The following is a 16,227-nucleotide window of genomic DNA, read 5'->3' on the forward strand; positions in this document are numbered from 1 at the left end:
TGAGTTGTCCACAGGCGTTGCCGGGGAGGCACGCGGCCCATAATGATGTTGATGATTGAGCGTGCCTGTTCGGATCTGTGAGGGTTTGATGTTGGAGATCGGCGAAGACGGTCGTACGTGGCTTCTTTCGGGCCCGGCGAGCAGTTATGCCCTGCGGCTCGGCGAGGACGACGCGCTGCTGCATCTGCACTGGGGTCCGCGTATCGCGCTCGCCGACGCCGAGGCACTCGCCGCCGGCCCGGGACCGGAGTACTGGGCCTTCGAGGCCACCCTCGACGGGCACGAGGAGTACCCGGTGGAGGGCGGCCCCCGGTTCGGGCGGCCCGCCCTGTCCGTGCGTACGGACGAGCGGCGCGGCACCGAGTGGAGCTTCGAGACGTACGAGGCCGACGGCGACGAGCTGCGGCTGCGGTTCTCCGACTCCGGGCTCAGGATCACGCTGCACTACCGGATGCGTGCCGGGACCGACGTCGTCGAGCGGTGGGTGACCCTCGCCAACGAAGGGCCCGCCCTGGAGGTGCTGCGCGCAGACTCCGCGGCCTGGACGCTGCCGCACCGCGACGGCTGGCGGCTGTCCCAGCTGCATGGCCGGTGGGCGGCCGAGTCCCGGCTCGTGCGCTCCGAACTCACCTACGGTGAGAAGGTCATCGGCAGCCGGCGCGGGCACACCTCGCACCAGCACCTGCCCTGGGTCGCCCTGGACCCCGACGGAGCGGCCACCGAGGAGCAGGGCGAGGTCTACGGGTGCGCCCTCGCCTGGTCGGGCACCTGGCGGATCGCCGTGGCCCAACTCCCTGACGCGCGCGTGCAGATCACCGGCGGCGTCGGGTACGACGACTCGGGGCTGCTGCGACTGGAGCCGGGGGAGAGCTTCGTCACACCCGTCTTCGCGGGGTTGTGGAGCGACGGCGGATTCGGCGGCGCGAGCCGTGCCTGGCACGCCTACCAGCACGCCCATGTGATCCCGGACGCGGGCGAGCACCGGCCGGTGCTCTACAACTCCTGGGAGGCCACGGAGTTCGACATCTCCGAGGAGCAGCAGGGGGCGCTGGCGCGACGGGCCGCCGCGATGGGGGTCGAGCTGTTCGTGGTCGACGACGGCTGGTTCGGGGCGCGCACCAGCGACCGGGCCGGGCTCGGCGACTGGACGCCCAACCCCGACCGCTTCCCGGCGGGTCTCAAGCCCCTCGCCGACGAGGTGCACGCGATGGGGATGCAGTTCGGGATCTGGGTCGAGCCCGAGATGGTCAACCCGGACAGCGAGCTGTACCGAGCGCATCCCGACTGGGTGCAGTTCCAACCGGGACGAAAGAGGACGGAGCTGCGCAATCAGCTCGTACTGAACCTCGCCCGCGAGGACGTCCAGGAGTACCTGTGGGAGCAGCTCGACACGCTGCTCTCCAGTGCGCCGATCGACTACGTGAAGTGGGACTTCAACCGCTGCTTCACCGACGCGGGGTGGCCCGGCGAGGCCTACCCGCAGCGGCTCTGGGTGGACCATGTGCACGCCCTGTACCGCCTCCTGGACCGGCTGCGGGCGGCCCATCCGGGCGTCGCCTTCGAGTCCTGCTCGGGCGGCGGCGGCCGTATCGACCTCGGGATCATGGCGCGTACGGACCAGGTGTGGACCTCGGACAACACCGACCCGCTCGACCGGCTCGCCATCCAGCACGGCTTCAGCCAGGTGCATCCCGCGCGGGTGATGGCCGCCTGGGTCACCGACAGTCCGAACGACCAGCTCAACGGCCGCGCCAGCTCGCTGCGCTTCCGCTTCGTGAGCGCGATGGCCGGCGTGCTCGGTGTCGGCGGCGACCTGACCCGGTGGAACGAGGAGGAGCTGGCCGAGGCGCGGACGTGGGTGGAGCTCTACAAGGAGATCCGGCCCGTCGTGCAGGGCGGGGACCTCCACCGGCTGCGGGCGCCGGAGGGCGGGCTGAGCGCCGTGCAGTACTCGCGTGACGGGGAGGTCGTCGTCCTCGCCTGGCTCCAGGCCCAGCACTACGGCGAGCCGGTCGCTCCGGTGCGACTGCGCGGGCTCGACCCGGCGGCGACGTACGAATGCCTCGAAACGGGCGAAGTCCACCGAGGTGCGGTGCTGTTGCATCACGGATTGCGGACGGGGTTGCGCGGCGACCTTGATGCGGCAGTTTTCCGGCTGCGTCGCATGTGACTGTTGTGTCCGTAATGGAGCATTGGTTCCAACTCGCTCTGGAATAAAGGCTCCTGGAACGGCACTCCGTGAGCAGCGTCATATTCGTGACGGTCCGCTGTCGCCATGTTCACGTAATTCGGTTGCGTTTTCAGGGATTTAACAAACGGGGAAGATCCCTGATTTACGCAGCGTGACCGTCATTTCGGTCAGGGATCAAGAGAACGGGGCACACAGGAAACCCCAAAGGTTGTTCCTGCGTCTTCATGTCGCTTACGTTCGCCACCAATCCGGACGGACGCCCAATCCTGCCGCCGCCCGGAATCCGCTCACCCACCCGTACACGGCAGGAGCGGGGGACCCACAGGTAGAACGCCTGTTCCGGTCTCCGGAACGGCTAGGGGTTAAGTCGTGCGCAAACACGGCCGGGCATCTCCAGCTCGCACCCGACAGCTCACCTCGCAGGCGCCGGAGAGGAATTCGCCATGCCCGCGAAGGGTAAGCACCGCCGTCCCAAGTCCCAGCGTTTCACCCGCTCCATAGCCGTCGCCGGAACCGGCGGCGCGGCGCTCGCCCTTCCGCTGCTCGGTGCGACCGGGGCGCACGCCGCGACTTCGCAGTCCGCCGCCGATTCCGTGGCGAGCGTCTCGAATGTCGCGAACAAGGCCGCCGAATCGGCGCCTGCCGCCGCCGACAAGAAGGCCGAGGCGAAGAAGGCCGCCGCCAAGACCTATTCCGTGCGAGCGGGCGACTCCCTGTCGAAGATCGCCGGCACGCAGAACGTCAGCGGCGGCTGGAAGAAGCTGTACGAGGACAACCGCAAGGCGATCGGCGGTGACCCGGCGCTGATCCACCCGGGCCTGAAGCTGTCGATCGGCAAGGCCGCCGCCACGTCGAGCTCCGACTCCGGCGCCTCCAAGACCACCCAGTCCTCCGCGAAGAAGGCCGCGGCCCCCAAGGCTGCTGCCGCTCCAAAGGCCGCCGAGGCCAGTGCCGCCGGCTTCACGCTGCCGGTCGCGGGCGCGGGCGTCGGCACCCCGTACAAGATGTCGGGCAGCATGTGGTCCAGCGGGTACCACACCGGCGTCGACTTCGTGGTCCCGACCGGCACGTCCCTCAAGTCCGTCGGTGCGGGCACGGTCGTCTCCGCCGGCTGGGGCGGCGCGTACGGCAACCAGGTCGTCATCCAGCTCGAGGACGGCCACTACGCCCAGTACGCCCACCTGTCCTCCCTCTCCGTCTCGGCCGGACAGGCCGTGACCGAGGGCCAGCAGGTCGGCCTCTCCGGCGCGACGGGCAACGTCACCGGCCCGCACCTGCACTTCGAGATCCGCACCACCCCGGACTACGGCTCGGACGTGGACCCGCTGGCGTACCTGCGTGGCAAGGGCGTCTCCGTCTGACCCGACGCCAGGCACGCCCGCACGGCGTACCACTCCGCTCGTCTCCGAAGGCCGGACCCGGTGATCCCCGGGGTCCGGTCTTCGGTGTTTCGGTTCTGTGGCACGTCTGTGGCATGGCCGGGCGATGTGTCGACAGGGATGCGGAAGTCGCGGCACAGTGATCTCCGCAAGCGCTTTCTATGCGCCTTCCCTGCCATGGAGGTCTTCATGACGACCACACGCAGAGCGTTCGGAGTCCTGGCCGCCGGTGCCGCACTCACCGCGCTGGCCCCCGCGCAGACCGCGGGTGCGGCGGTCCGGGGCCGTCCGGGGCGGCTCATCGCCCGCGACGACTTCCGGCACGGCCTCGGCCAGTGGGCGACGGAACTGCAGGACGGCGGCAGCGTCACCGCGTCCCGCGGCGTCCTGGAGATAGACGTGCCGAGCGGCGCGACTGTGTGGTTCAAGCGCAAGCTCCGAGGGCCCTATGTCCTGGAGTACACCGCCACACCGGTCTCCGCGGGCGGCGCCAACGACCGGGTCTCGGACCTCAACAACTTCTGGAACGCCACGGACGTCCGCTCCCCGGAGGACCTCTTCGCCACGCACCGGGGCGGTGCGCTCGACGAGTACGACCACCTCACGACGTACTACGCCGGATACGGAGCCAACACCAACACCACGACCAGGCTGCGCCGTTACGTCGGTGAGGCGGGTGTGCGCCCGCTGGTCTTCGACTACACAGAGCCCTTGCTCACGGCGAACGAGCCCAACCGCGTCAGGATCGTCTCGAACGGCTCGACGGTCCGGTGGTGGAACAACGGGCGGCTCGTCTTCGACTTCGTGGACCAAGAGCCGTACACGAGCGGGCACTTCGCGTTCCGGACGGTCTGGAGTCACTTCAGGATCACGGACTTCAGGGTGCGAGAGCTGCGACAACGTCCCTGATGGAGCCCCTTATTCCGAGATTGACCAACACTTGACGAGTGGCTTATCTCACCGCGCGTCAACCCTTTCCTACGGTCGCGTAGCTCACACCCGAAGGTGAATCATGGCCCGATGTGGCAGACGATTCGAAGAATGACAACAGATCAGTGATCGGGTCGTACGTGGCGGTGGGGGACAGCTTCACCGAGGGCGTCGGCGACCTTGGCCCGGACGGGGCGTCCGTCGGCTGGGCCGACCGGTTCGCGGTGCTTCTCGCGGACCGTCGGCCCGAGGGCGACTTCGACTACACCAACCTCGCAGTCCGCGGGAAACTCCTCGACCAGATCGTCGAGGACCAGTTGACGCGCGCGAAGGAGCTCGCGCCCGACCTGGTCTCCTTCTGCGCGGGCGGCAACGACATCATCCGGCCGGGCACCGACCCCGACGAGGTCGCGGAGCGCTTCGAGCGCGCCGTCGCGGACCTCACGTCGGCCGTCGGCACGGTCCTCGTGACCACCGGCTTCGACACCCGTGGCGTACCCGTGCTCAAGCACATGCGCGGCAAGATCGCCACGTACAACCTCCATATCCGGTCCATCGCCGACCGGTACGGCTGTCCCGTGCTCGACCTGTGGTCCCTCAGGACCATCCAGGACCGGCGGGCCTGGGACGGCGACCGGCTCCATCTGTCGCCCGAGGGGCACACGCGGGTCGCCCTGCGCGCCGGCCAGGTCCTCGGCCTGGAAGTGCCCGCGGATCCCGACCAGCCATGGCCGCCGCTGCCGCCGCGCGGCACGCTCGAAATGCGGCGCGACAACATCCACTGGGCGCGCGAGTACCTGGTCCCGTGGATCGGGCGGCGCCTTCGCGGGGAGTCCTCCGGGGACCGCGTGGTGGCGAAGGGGAGCCTGTCGCCCGACGACATCAAGATGCGGATCGAGCCGGTGGCTTGAAGGTCCGGGGGCCTGAGGGCCTTCGGGGCGGGCCGTGGTTCGACCGGCGGTCTTGCTCTGCGGCCCGAATGTCCGCGGAGGGGCGGGGCTTCCCTGACGGGTGACGTCGGGGGAGCCCCGCTGCTTCGTTGTGGGTGAGGCCGAAATTCTTTGTGGCGAGGCCGCGAACCGTCTTGCGGGCGGTGATGCCGGGCAAGCCCCACCGTCGCTCGGCGGTGATGTCGACGAGGCCTCGCTGTCCCCTCGCCCGGCGAATCGACGGTGCGTCGGTACGCCGCCTCAGGCGCCCGGAGTCGTCAGCGCCTCGCGGTCCAGGCCCAGCTCCCGGGCCAGTGCCTCGTCCACCCACTCCTGGGTGCGGGCGCGTGAGACCGCGCCGGGGTACGCCGTCATCTGGACGGCGAGCCCGTCCAGCAGGGCGGTGAGGCGCAGGGCCGTACTCGTGGGGTCCGGGCAGTGGAACTCGCCCGCGGCCACGCCCTCCGCGATGACCTCGGTGATCGCGGCCTTCCACTGCCGGTCGAGGTCACGGGTGACGTCCCGGAGCGTGGGCTCGCGCAGCGCCACCGCCCAGCCCTCGATCCACAGCCGCCAGCCCTTGGCCTGCCCGGTCGGCGCGTACCAGCGGACCGCCGCGCGCAGCCGCCGCAGCGCGGTCGTCCGGCGGCCGAGCAGCTTGCGGAGATGGGCGAGGTCGTCCTCGGCCGCGTAGGTGAACGCGGCGGCGACCAGTTTCTCCTTGGTCGAGAAGTGATAGAGCACCAGCGCGTTGCTCACCCCGAGCGCGGTCGCCACATCGGCGATCCGCACCGCGGACACGCCCCGCCCCTCGATCTGCTGGATGGCGGCCCGCAGCAGTTCCTCACGCCGCTCCGCCACGCTCAACCGCACTCTTGCCACCGGGCAACCCTATTGCGTCGCCCCGGGGCACGCCGGTGGAGGGTCGGTTACCGGCCGCGGCCGGGCGGTCACCGTTCCCGCCCGGCCTCGCCGACGGCGTCAGCGGTACCAGCCGAACCGCTCCGCGATCACCGGCAGCCGGTCGGCGACGATGGCGTGCGCGGCTGCCCGTGGTGTCGTCCCGTCGGCCTCCGCGCGCGCGAGCGTCTGGTCGATCAGGGCACGCATCGAACGCCGCGTGTACGCGAACGCCTCGTCCGCGTCGGCCCCGATGTCGCCGAACAGCGTCCACCACCACCAGGCGTTGGTCCCGGAGTTGACCACGACGTCCGGCAGGACGGTGACACCGCGGCCGGCGAGCTGCTGCTCCGCGCCAGGCAGGACGGGCATGTTGGCGGCCTCGACGATCCAACGGGCTGTGATCCGCCCCTGGTTGGTGGCGTCGATCGCGTACGAGACCGCCGCCGGAACCAGTACGTCGGCGTCGGTGGACAGCCAGGCGTCGCCGGGCAGTTCGCGGTCGCCCGGACGCAGCGCCGCGCGGTCGATCGTTCCGTACGTGTCCCGTGCGGCGAGCAGCGCGTCGACGTCGAGCCCCTCGGGGTTGGCGATCGTGCCCTTCACGTCGGCGACGGCCACGATTCTGAGCCCCGCGCGCGTGAGGAAGCGGGCCGTGGCCCCGCCCATCGTGCCCAGACCCTGCACGGAGACCCGGGTCCCCTCGTACGCGACCCCGGCCCGGTCGAGGGCCGCGAGGACCGACTCGGCCACCCCGCAGCCGCCAACCAGCTCGTCGAGCCCGATGCCGTCCACCTCGACCGCGAACGCGTCCGCCAGCCGCCGCCGGGCCGCCGCCTCGTCGTCGAGCAGCGGATACACGGCCTGGATCGACGACACGAGCCCCGCCTCCGTCGCGGCCCGGTCGACGAGGTCCTGGGTGAGGCCGAGATCCTCCCCGGTGGTCCAGAGGCTCTCGATGTACGGGCGCATGGCCCGCAGATAACGCACGAGCAGGCCGTACGCCTCCGGGGCCTGGGGATCGCAGTCGATGCCGCCCTTGGCGCCGCCCAGCGGCACGTAGCGGCTCTCGGGGTTGTAGTGCAGGGCCTCTTTCATGGTCATGCCACGGGCGAGCCCGGTGACCTCGTCCAGCGTGCAGCCCGCCCGCATGCGCAGCCCGCCGCTGGAGACACCGCGCACCAGCCGGTCGACGACCAGATGCCCCTGGCGGCCGGTGACGTGGTCGGTCCAGGTGAGCGTCATCAACGGGCTGCTGTCCTGGGCGGTCATGGGGCTCCTCGGGAACGGGGATCTGGGGAACGGTGATCTGGGAACCGGAAACTGGGAACTGAGGACTGGGACTGAGGACTGGGAAAGACGGAAACAGGGGGGATCAGGGGAACAAGGTGACAGGTTCGGAGCGTTTGACCGGCGTGAGGCCGGGTGCGCACCGCGCCCCGGTGCTGTACCGGCTGCCTTTACTGAATGGTCGGTCAGTATCGAAAGTGCTGCATGTATCTGTCAACTTACTGAATGGACCTTCAGTAGAACGTGATGTCGTACCCGATGGATCCCGCCATGGCCCGCGCGGAAACCGCCCCGCCATACGCCCGACCCGGCGCTGTCAGAGGCGGCGACCATAATGGAAAGTCAGACCGACTCCACCTGGAGGTGCCGTGACCGGTTCCCGTTCTCTCAGCTCCGGGCTCCGTGCGCTGCGGCCCGCCGCCTTCGGCGCGGATCCGAGCGGTGAGCGCATGGAGCGCATCCGCAGATCGCCGAACTACGCGGACGGCGTCTTCCGGAATCCCGAGGGCGCACCCCGGCCCGACGGCGCGATGCTCGAGTTCGCCCGGTCGTTCTTCCGCAAGGAGGAGCGTGTCCGCCGCGCCCCGGCGGGCACGGTGCCGGTGCATGCCACGACCCTCGCCGACCTGGCCCGGCCACCGGCCGACGGACTGCGGCTGACGTGGATGGGGCACTCCAGCGTCCTCGCCGAGATCGACGGGCACCGGGTGCTCTTCGACCCCGTCTGGGGTGAGCGCTGCTCCCCGTTCGCCTTCGCCGGTCCCAAGCGGCTGCACCCCGTGCCCCTCCCGCTGGAGGCGCTCGGCCCGGTGGACGTGGTCGTCATCTCGCACGACCACTACGACCACCTGGACCTGCCCACGATCAAGGCCCTGGCCAGTACGGACACGGTGTTCGCGGTGCCCCTGGGCGTCGGCGCCCACCTGGAGCGCTGGGGCGTCTCGGCGGACAGGCTGCGCGAGCTCGACTGGCACGAGACGACGAAGATCGGCGGAATCTCCCTGACCGCAGCGCCCGCCCGCCACTTCTGCGGGCGCGGTCTGCGCAACACCCAGCACACCCTCTGGGCCTCCTGGGTCGTGGCCGGGGACGAGCACCGGATCTACCACAGCGGGGACACGGGTTACTTCGCCGGTTTCGCGGACATCGGCGCCGAGCACGGCCCCTTCGACGCCACGATGATCCAGATCGGCGCGTACAGCGAGTTCTGGCCCGACATCCACATGACGCCCGAGGAGGGCATGCGGGCCCACCTGGACCTCCAGGGCGGCCGGCCCAGCGGCGTGATGATGCCGATCCACTGGGCGACGTTCAACCTCGCGGCGCACCCCTGGGCCGAGCCCGGCGAGGGCACCGTCACGGCCGCCCGTGCGGTCGGCGCCCGGATCGCGCTGCCGCGGCCCGGTGAGCCCTTCGAGCCGACCTCGGAGACCGTCCCGTCCGAGCCCTGGTGGCGCGGCGTGGCCGTCGTCCCGGAGGGCGGCTGGCCCTCCGCGGAGGAGACGGTCCGTGACACACCGCGTGACACCAAGGAGGACACCGGAGACCCGGAAACCGTCCCCGCCGGGTGACGTAGAAGCGCGCGAAGGCATCAAAGAGGCATTCGGCGAGGGCCGAGGAGCATCCCGCTCCTCGGCCCTCGCCGATTTTTGCTGACCGCTTCTGACCAGGTCTGATCGGTTCGCTGGCGCACGGGAACGGACGTGCGAGGGGTTTATCGGCCTGTCGTACGAACCCTCATACCAGAGCGGGACGCAGGCCGCCGGACTTTGTCAACTGCCCACCGCACATGATGCGGTGGCGACTACTGTGAGTGGCCGCTGAGCGACACAGGGCCGAATTCTTCGACTCTCTCGACCGGCGCAGCGATGGCGCGTGTCCCAGTCGGCGCATGCCTCGGTCGCAGAACCCGCGGGAGCCCCCACGGCCCCGACACACCAGTACGAGGACGTCGATGTCTCACCTTCGCGCACCGGCCGCACGCGCAGACCGCCGCGAGGGCGGGCGGCACGGGCGACCGGTCGCCCGCACCGCCCCCACGCTGCCCGAGACCCACATACGGCCCCAGCTCCTCCGCCTCGCGGTCCTGCCGCCCATCGCCGTCGCCCTCAGCGCCAGCGCCGCCGTGCTCTTCCTCGTCCGTACGACCGCCGTACGGCCCGGCCCCACCCTGTGGATCGTGCTCGGCGGGGCCTTCGCGGTCGCCCTCGCGGGCATCGTGATCGCCGCCGTGGCCGCCGACCGCGCCGCCAGGTCCGTACGCGACCGCGTGGGCACCCTGCGCCGCGCCAGCGGCCGCGGCCAGTCCGATCTGCGTGCCCTCGTCGAGACGCTGCGCCGGGGCGAAGCGCCGCCCGAGCCCCGACCTGTCGGCCGGCCCGCCTCGGACGCCGACGAGTTCGACCTGCTCGAGGACGACCTGGCACGCGCCCAGGACGGTGCCGTGAAAGCCGTCGTCCAGGCCGCCCAGCTCTCCAGCCAGGCGGGCAGCGAACAGAAGGTCGAGGTCTTCGTCAATCTGGCACGGCGCCTGCAGTCCCTGGTGCACCGCGAGATCTCGATCCTCGACGAGCTGGAGAACGAGATCGAGGACCCGGACCTGCTCAAGGGTCTGTTCCACGTCGACCACCTGGCCACCCGTATCCGGCGGCACGCCGAGAACCTCGCCGTCCTCGGCGGGGCCGTGTCGCGCCGGCAGTGGAGCAACCCGGTCTCCATGACCGAGGTGCTGCGATCCGCGATCGCCGAGGTCGAGCAGTACTCGCGGGTCAAACTCGTCCCGCCGATCGACGGCACCGTGCGCGGGCACGCCGTCGCCGACGTGATCCATCTGCTGGCCGAACTCGTCGAGAACGCCACGGTGTTCTCTGCGCCGCACACCCAAGTACTGCTGCGGGCCAACGTCGTCACCTCCGGGCTCGCCGTCGAGGTCGAGGACCGCGGGCTAGGGATGCCGCTGGCCGAGCAGCACAAGATGAACGCTTTGCTCGCCGACCCCGATCAGGTGAACGTCGCGAGTCTGCTGCAGGACGGCCGCATCGGGTTGTTCGTGGTCTCGCAGCTCGCGCGCCGGCACGGGATCGTGGTGCGGCTGCAGACCAATATCTACGGTGGCGTACAGGCCGTGTTGGTTGTGCCGCAGGCGTTGCTGGGGGCGGAGGGAGAGCCGTCGGCCGGGGGCGGGGCCGATGTCGGGGTCCGTTCTGGGACTGGCGCTGGGGCTGGTTCCGGGGGTGGGTCTCCTCGGGAGGTCACGGCGGGAGGTGCCGGTGCGGGTGGCGGTGCCGGTGTTGGGGCCGGGGTGTTGGGGCCGGGTGCTTCCGGGATTGAGGGGGTGGTTGGCCGTGGGGGTCCGGCACATGGTGGTCAGGCGCATGCCGGTTCGGCACAGGGTGCCTCGGGGCATGGTGCTTCGGTGCCTGGGGCTCCAGCGCATGCCGCGCAGTCTCATGCCGGACCGACTCATGCCGCGCCGAGTCATGCCGCTCCGGTACGTGGGCTTGCAGCACATAGCTCTTCGGCACATAGCTCTTCAACACATGGGGCCGCGATTTCCCATGGCATGTCAGCACACGAGCCGCCGCTGAGGAGCACGCCTCGCCACGGCACGCCGGGGCAGGACACGCCGGCCCATGGCACGCCACCACATGGCACGCCCGCACATGGGAGCCCGGTTCAGGGGACGCCGACTCACGGGACGCCTGCCTATGGGACGCCCGCTCACGGGACGCCGACTCATGGAACTCCCGCCCATGGGGTTCCCGCCCACGGCAGTCCGGTCCACGAGACTCCCGCTCACGGCAGCCCCGCCCATGGGACTCCCTCCCACGGGACGCCGATCCCCGTACCGGGAGTGGTTCCGGGCGCCTCCGTCGACGTAGCGCGGGCGTCGTTTCACGAGTCCGCGTCGTATCCGCCCCACGACGCGCACGGCGTGAGGACCGCCGTGCCCGCGCAGCCGCGGGGGGACAGCGTGCCGGGCGGGCTGTCGGTTGTGAACGGTGGTGTTCCGGCGCCGCTTCCGGTGCGCGGTGCCGAGACGCGGGCCAATCCGGCGGAGGCCGTGCCCGGTATCCGTCCCGGGGATCGGCGGTTCGTCGCCGAGAACACGGTCAAGCCTCCGACCCCGCGCGGCGGAGTGGTGCGCGGCACCATGAGCAAGCCCCAACTGCCCAGACGGCGGGCCCAGGAGCACCTCGTGGCCGAGCTGCGCGACGGACCCGCGCCCCGGCCGGACACCGACTTCCATGTCGGTCACGACCCCGGTCTGATGGCGGCGTTCCAGCGCGGCATCGGGCTCGCCGAGGCCCAGTTCCGGGACTCGGCCCACATGGATGAAACGCCCATAGGGGAAGCGCACCCGGCGCACCCAGCGCACGAACCACCCGAGGCGCACGCGGCGCACCCGGCGCACGAGCCGGCGCCCGCGCCAGGTCACGACCTCACCGCCCGGCACGACGGGAGCACACCAGCCGGATGAACCACGCGACCCCCACCCCCACCCACACCTCCGCTCCCGCACACCTTCGTACTTCAAGGAGTCGATCCCCCATGGCGAGCGATGTGCCGACCGGGCACGCATCCGACCTCGACTGGCTGATGAGCGGCCTGGTGCAGCGCGTACCGCACACCAGGAGCGCCGTACTGCTTTCCTGTGACGGCCTGGTGAAGTCGGTGCACGGGCTGGACCCCGACAGCGCCGACCACATGGCGGCCCTGGCTTCCGGGCTCTACTCCCTGGGGCGCAGCGCGGGCGTCCGCTTCGGCGACGGCGGTGACGTCCGCCAGGTCGTCGTCGAACTGGACTCCACCCTGCTGTTCGTGTCCACCGCGGGCTCCGGCACCTGTCTCGCCGTGCTCGCCGGACGCGACGCCGACGCGGCCGTGCTCGGCTATGAGATGGCGATGCTGGTCAAGAGTGTCCGCCCGTACCTGATGACCGCGCCGAGGCAGCACAGCGTCGAACCGTCGGCGATGAGGCCTTGAGCGTGACCTCGGCCGGTGACGGGCCCTGGCTCGACGATGCGGCCGGACGCCTTGTGCGCCCCTACCAGGTCAGCAACGGCCGGACCCGGCCGAGCACCGCGCTCGACCTTCTGTCGCAGGTGATGGCCACCGGCGTCACCCCTCTCGGCTACCTCGGCCCCGAGCACGCCCAGGCACTCGAACTGTGCCGGGACCCCGTCTCGGTCGCCGAGGTCGCCGCGCATCTGAGACTGCCCGCCGCGGTGACCAAGGTGCTGCTGTCCGATCTCGTCGACTGCGGGGCGCTGTCCATGAAGCCCCCGACGTTCCACCACAACCCCACTGACCGGTCTCTTCTGGAGGCAGTGCTCGATGGACTACGACGACAGCTCTGACCCCTTTCCCACCGCCTTGAAGATCCTGGTGGCAGGAGGGTTCGGAGTAGGAAAGACGACTTTCGTCGGCGCGGTGAGCGAGATCGCGCCGCTCAGCACGGAGGAGCTGCTGACCACTGTCAGTGCCGCGACCGACAATCTCGACGGCATCGAGAACAAGGTCGAGACGACCGTCGCGATGGACTTCGGCCGCATCACCCTCGATCCGGAACACGTGCTGTACCTGTTCGGCACGCCCGGACAGGAGCGGTTCTGGTTCATGTGGGACGAGCTCTCCGAAGGCGCGCTCGGCGCGGTCATCCTCGCCGACACCCGCCGCCTGGAGGACTGCTTCGCCGCCGTCGACTTCTTCGAGCAGCGCGGCCTGGGATTCATCGTGGCCGTCAACGAGTTCGACGGAGGCTTCCGCTACGACCCGGAGGAGGTGCGGGCAGCCATCGACCTCGACCCGGAGGTGCCCGTCGTGCGCTGCGACGCCCGGATCTCCAGCTCGGGAGTGCAGACCCTGCTCACCCTCGTCCGCCACCTCCTCGCCCACGCCCCCTCGCACGCCCCCAGCCATGGAGCCCACACATGACGTACGACCCGCCGCGTCCGGCCGGTCGGCTGCTGCTCACCCCAGAGGACAAGGAGGCCCCCGCCAGAACACGACGGCTGAGGGTGCTCGGCCTGGGGCAGCACACGGAGCCTGCTCTCGACGCGTTCGCGGATAGGCTCGCCGAACTCGCCGGGGCGCCCTACGCGATGGTCAACTTCATCGACGAGGAGCGACAGTTCTTCGCGGGCCTGCATGTCCCCGACGGGGGCGTCCCGGCCGGGCCGTCGGCCGAGTCCCGTACGGATCGCACGGACGCCACGAAACCGAGGATCGGCCGCTATATGGCCCGGGACCATGGCTTCTGCCCACATGTGGTCGTCCGCCATAAGGCGTTGGTCCTGGAGGACGTCCGTGACTATCCGCGTTTCGCGGGCAACCAGATCGTCGACGAGTTCGGCATCCACTCCTACCTCGGCGCCCCGCTCATCGACCGCACCGGCATCGCGCTCGGCACGGTGTGCGTCAGCGATGTCGAGCCCCGGCCGTGGGGGCGGGCAGGGCTCGACACCATCAAGTCGATGGCGGCGGAGCTGGTCGAGCGGATCGAGCTGCGGGAAGGCGGGTTCTGACCCGCGCGCCCTCCGTCCTCACATGGACAGTGCCCCTCTCACACGGAGTCCGAGGCACATCGGTCATGTCGGTCAGACGGAGACGGTGTCCCCTTCGGGGAACGTGATCCGGACCTCGTGCCCCTCGACCTCGCAGGACACCGACTCCCGTAAGGCCTGCGGGTGTACGGAGTCCCGCGTGAGCGCGAGCAGCGTGACGTACACGCCGGAGCCGCCCGGACGGCCCGCCGCGCACCGGAGGTACGGCGTCGCCGAGTGGGGGCCGAAGGCGTTGGCCTCGACCTCGCGCGCGATGCCCGCGTCCTCGTCCCAGCCGTGCAGTGCGACGACCACACTGGTCAGCCCGTTGTCCGTGCGGGCCAGCGCCCAGCCGTGGCCCCGCTCGGCGGTTGGCCGGGTTTCGGCGGCGACCGCGTAGCCGCCCTCCCGGACGGTCAGGCCGGTCGGCGCGAGCACCCGGTGCACGCGTATCTCCCAGGGACCGCGCAGAACGCTCGTCGTCTCGATCGGGAACTCCTCCTCGCTGCCCGGCAGTCGGGCGCTGTAGCGGGAGGCCGCCGTCCGCCCGGAGCAGCTGAGCGGAACGATGGTGCGCCGGCGGGACGCCGTGCCGTCCGGGGTCACGAGCGCGATGTGCCCGTCCACGGTCCGCTCCCAGGCGTGGGCGGCCGCCTCGGGCGCGGTCGCCGTCGAGTAGCCGAACTTCGCGTAGTGCGGATCGTCCTCGGCGAGCCCGGACGGGGAGCTGTGGTCGCCGCCGTGATTGACCAGGCGGACGATGCCGTCGTGTTTCGTGCCGTGCAACAGCCAGCCGGGGGCCGGGAGCGCGGTGTACTGGTCCGACTCCTCGACGGGCAGCGGCAGTTCGCGTGCCGTCCACACCGGGTGCTCCGGAGGCAGCAGCAACCCGAGGAAACCCATGCTCGCCCAGTACGGGGACGCGGGCCCCGAGTACGGCTGGGTCATCGGCAGGAACGTTTCGTACCAGCCGAGCGGCAGCAGCCCGCGTTCATCGGGCACCCCACGCTCCACGAAGTGCCGTACCGTGCCGGACGCCAGCCGTCGGGTGAGGCCCGGCTCCAGCGGCGTACAGCCGGCGAGGGCGCCCATCCATGCCGGGGCGGCGGTGGCGAAACGGTACGTCAGGGAGCGGCCATGGTGCACGGGGGCACCGTCCGCGCCGAAGAAGCGCGGGTAGTCGGCGAGGAACCGGCTGAGCCGCTCCCGGTAGACGTGGCCGCGACCACCGCCGTCGCCGCCGGTCATCCGGCACCACAGCAGCGGGTACAGGTGCATGATCCAGCCGTTGTGGTAGTCGAAGGTCCCGCCGTCGCCGTCGCTGTACCAGCCGTCGCCGACGTACCAGTCGTCCAGGCGGTCGAGCCCGGCGTCGATGTCGTCCTGGCGGTGGGGCGCGCCGACCGAGGCCAGGAACTGCTCGGCCACCACCTGATAGAGCCGCCAGTGGTTGTCCCAGGTGCGGCGGCCCACAAAACCCCACAGCCAGTCCACGACCCGCTCCTGCGCCTCGGTGTGCAGCCGGTCCCAGATCCAGGGGCGGCTCTCGTGCAGCGCCACGGCGACCGAGGCGGCCTCCGCCATCTGCTGGGAGCAGTCCGTGAGTTCGGGCCAGGCCTCGCCGCTGTCGCGGTCGGTGCCCGTTGTCAGACCTCGCGCGTAGCGTTCTGTGAGACGGGGATCGACGTCGCCCCGCGCCCCGGCGATCCGGAAGGAGGCCAGCAGGAATGACCGCGCGAACCCTTCGAGGCCGTCCGACACGACACCCGACCACGAGGTCCGCCCGGGCAGCCGGTACTGCGCGAGGCCCGGCGTCGCGTACGGGACCAGGGCTTCGAGCTGCCGGTCGGCGAGCGTCTCCCAGTGCGCCCGCGTCCAGCCGGTGTGCGGCGACAGGACGTGGTCGATGGGCGGCAGGGACACGTGCGGTGCGGGCATGGCGGGGTTCCGACTCCTCTGTTCCCAGGCGCGATTCCAGGTTCCGGAGAGGGATACGGCTGGTGGGGGCCGACAGATCAATTGTGCTGTGTGCGTATGCCATGTGTCGTGTGCGCACAGCGTGA

At 70.6% G+C, this 16,227-nt stretch carries 13 protein-coding genes and 1 riboswitch; of the genes, 10 read left to right on the forward strand and 3 right to left on the reverse strand.

Annotation, left to right across the window (positions count from 1 at the left end; translation table 11 throughout):
- The first annotated feature begins 88 nt into the window (after positions 1-88).
- The 4 genes from ACN20J_RS41720 (at position 89) to ACN20J_RS41735 (ending at position 5,411) form a co-directional block, all read left to right on the forward strand.
- Entirely contained in the window at positions 89-2,170 is a 2,082-nt protein-coding gene (locus ACN20J_RS41720) for an alpha-galactosidase (RefSeq protein WP_419667975.1), read from the forward strand.
- A gap of 295 nt (positions 2,171-2,465) precedes the next feature.
- A riboswitch (cyclic di-AMP (ydaO/yuaA leader) is annotated at positions 2,466-2,630 on the forward strand.
- Between the two features lie 4 nt (positions 2,631-2,634).
- A complete protein-coding gene (locus ACN20J_RS41725) occupies positions 2,635-3,552 on the forward strand; it encodes a LysM peptidoglycan-binding domain-containing M23 family metallopeptidase (protein WP_190227425.1) in 918 nt (305 codons plus the stop codon).
- Between the two features lie 207 nt (positions 3,553-3,759).
- Positions 3,760-4,479 carry a DUF6250 domain-containing protein gene (locus ACN20J_RS41730; RefSeq protein ID WP_419667976.1) on the forward strand — a complete coding sequence of 240 codons (720 nt, stop codon included), beginning with the start codon at positions 3,760-3,762 and terminating at the stop codon, positions 4,477-4,479.
- A 146-nt stretch (positions 4,480-4,625) separates the two neighbouring features.
- Complete coding sequence (locus tag ACN20J_RS41735; protein WP_419667977.1) at positions 4,626-5,411, forward strand: SGNH/GDSL hydrolase family protein; 786 nt, start codon at positions 4,626-4,628, stop codon at positions 5,409-5,411.
- Between the two features lie 279 nt (positions 5,412-5,690).
- Here the strand turns inward: ACN20J_RS41735 and ACN20J_RS41740 are convergent, their stop codons facing one another.
- Both ACN20J_RS41740 and ACN20J_RS41745 read right to left on the reverse strand, forming a co-directional pair.
- Positions 5,691-6,311: a TetR/AcrR family transcriptional regulator gene (locus ACN20J_RS41740; protein ID WP_246574922.1), complete on the reverse strand. Its 621-nt coding sequence runs from the start codon at positions 6,309-6,311 to the stop codon at positions 5,691-5,693.
- 99 nt (positions 6,312-6,410) lie between these two features.
- Positions 6,411-7,601 carry a glutamate dehydrogenase gene (locus tag ACN20J_RS41745; RefSeq protein WP_189839527.1) on the reverse strand — a complete coding sequence of 397 codons (1,191 nt, stop codon included), beginning with the start codon at positions 7,599-7,601 and terminating at the stop codon, positions 6,411-6,413.
- A gap of 386 nt (positions 7,602-7,987) precedes the next feature.
- Between ACN20J_RS41745 and ACN20J_RS41750 the strand changes: the two genes are divergently transcribed.
- From ACN20J_RS41750 to ACN20J_RS41775, 6 genes are all read left to right on the forward strand, one after another.
- Complete coding sequence (locus tag ACN20J_RS41750; RefSeq protein ID WP_419667978.1) at positions 7,988-9,190, forward strand: MBL fold metallo-hydrolase; 1,203 nt, start codon at positions 7,988-7,990, stop codon at positions 9,188-9,190.
- Positions 9,191-9,573: 383 nt separating this feature from the next.
- On the forward strand, positions 9,574-12,099 hold the full coding sequence (locus ACN20J_RS41755) for an ATP-binding protein (RefSeq protein ID WP_419667979.1): 2,526 nt from the start codon (positions 9,574-9,576) through the stop codon (positions 12,097-12,099).
- Between the two features lie 71 nt (positions 12,100-12,170).
- Positions 12,171-12,605: a roadblock/LC7 domain-containing protein gene (locus tag ACN20J_RS41760; protein WP_055509592.1), complete on the forward strand. Its 435-nt coding sequence runs from the start codon at positions 12,171-12,173 to the stop codon at positions 12,603-12,605.
- A gap of 2 nt (positions 12,606-12,607) precedes the next feature.
- Entirely contained in the window at positions 12,608-12,979 is a 372-nt protein-coding gene (locus ACN20J_RS41765; RefSeq protein ID WP_143635063.1) for a DUF742 domain-containing protein, read from the forward strand.
- Positions 12,957-13,556, forward strand: a complete 600-nt coding sequence (locus ACN20J_RS41770) for a GTP-binding protein (protein WP_143634358.1) — start codon at positions 12,957-12,959, stop codon at positions 13,554-13,556. The genes ACN20J_RS41765 and ACN20J_RS41770 overlap by 23 nt, the downstream gene beginning before the upstream one ends.
- Positions 13,553-14,146: a GAF domain-containing protein gene (locus ACN20J_RS41775; RefSeq protein ID WP_419667980.1), complete on the forward strand. Its 594-nt coding sequence runs from the start codon at positions 13,553-13,555 to the stop codon at positions 14,144-14,146. The genes ACN20J_RS41770 and ACN20J_RS41775 overlap by 4 nt, the downstream gene beginning before the upstream one ends.
- Before the next feature lie 72 nt (positions 14,147-14,218).
- Here the strand turns inward: ACN20J_RS41775 and ACN20J_RS41780 are convergent, their stop codons facing one another.
- Positions 14,219-16,102: a DUF2264 domain-containing protein gene (locus tag ACN20J_RS41780; protein WP_419667981.1), complete on the reverse strand. Its 1,884-nt coding sequence runs from the start codon at positions 16,100-16,102 to the stop codon at positions 14,219-14,221.
- Positions 16,103-16,227: the final 125 nt, after the last annotated feature.

Origin of the sequence: Streptomyces sp. 2-1, assembly GCF_048564895.1 — a bacterium.
GTDB lineage: Bacteria > Actinomycetota > Actinomycetes > Streptomycetales > Streptomycetaceae > Streptomyces > Streptomyces phaeochromogenes.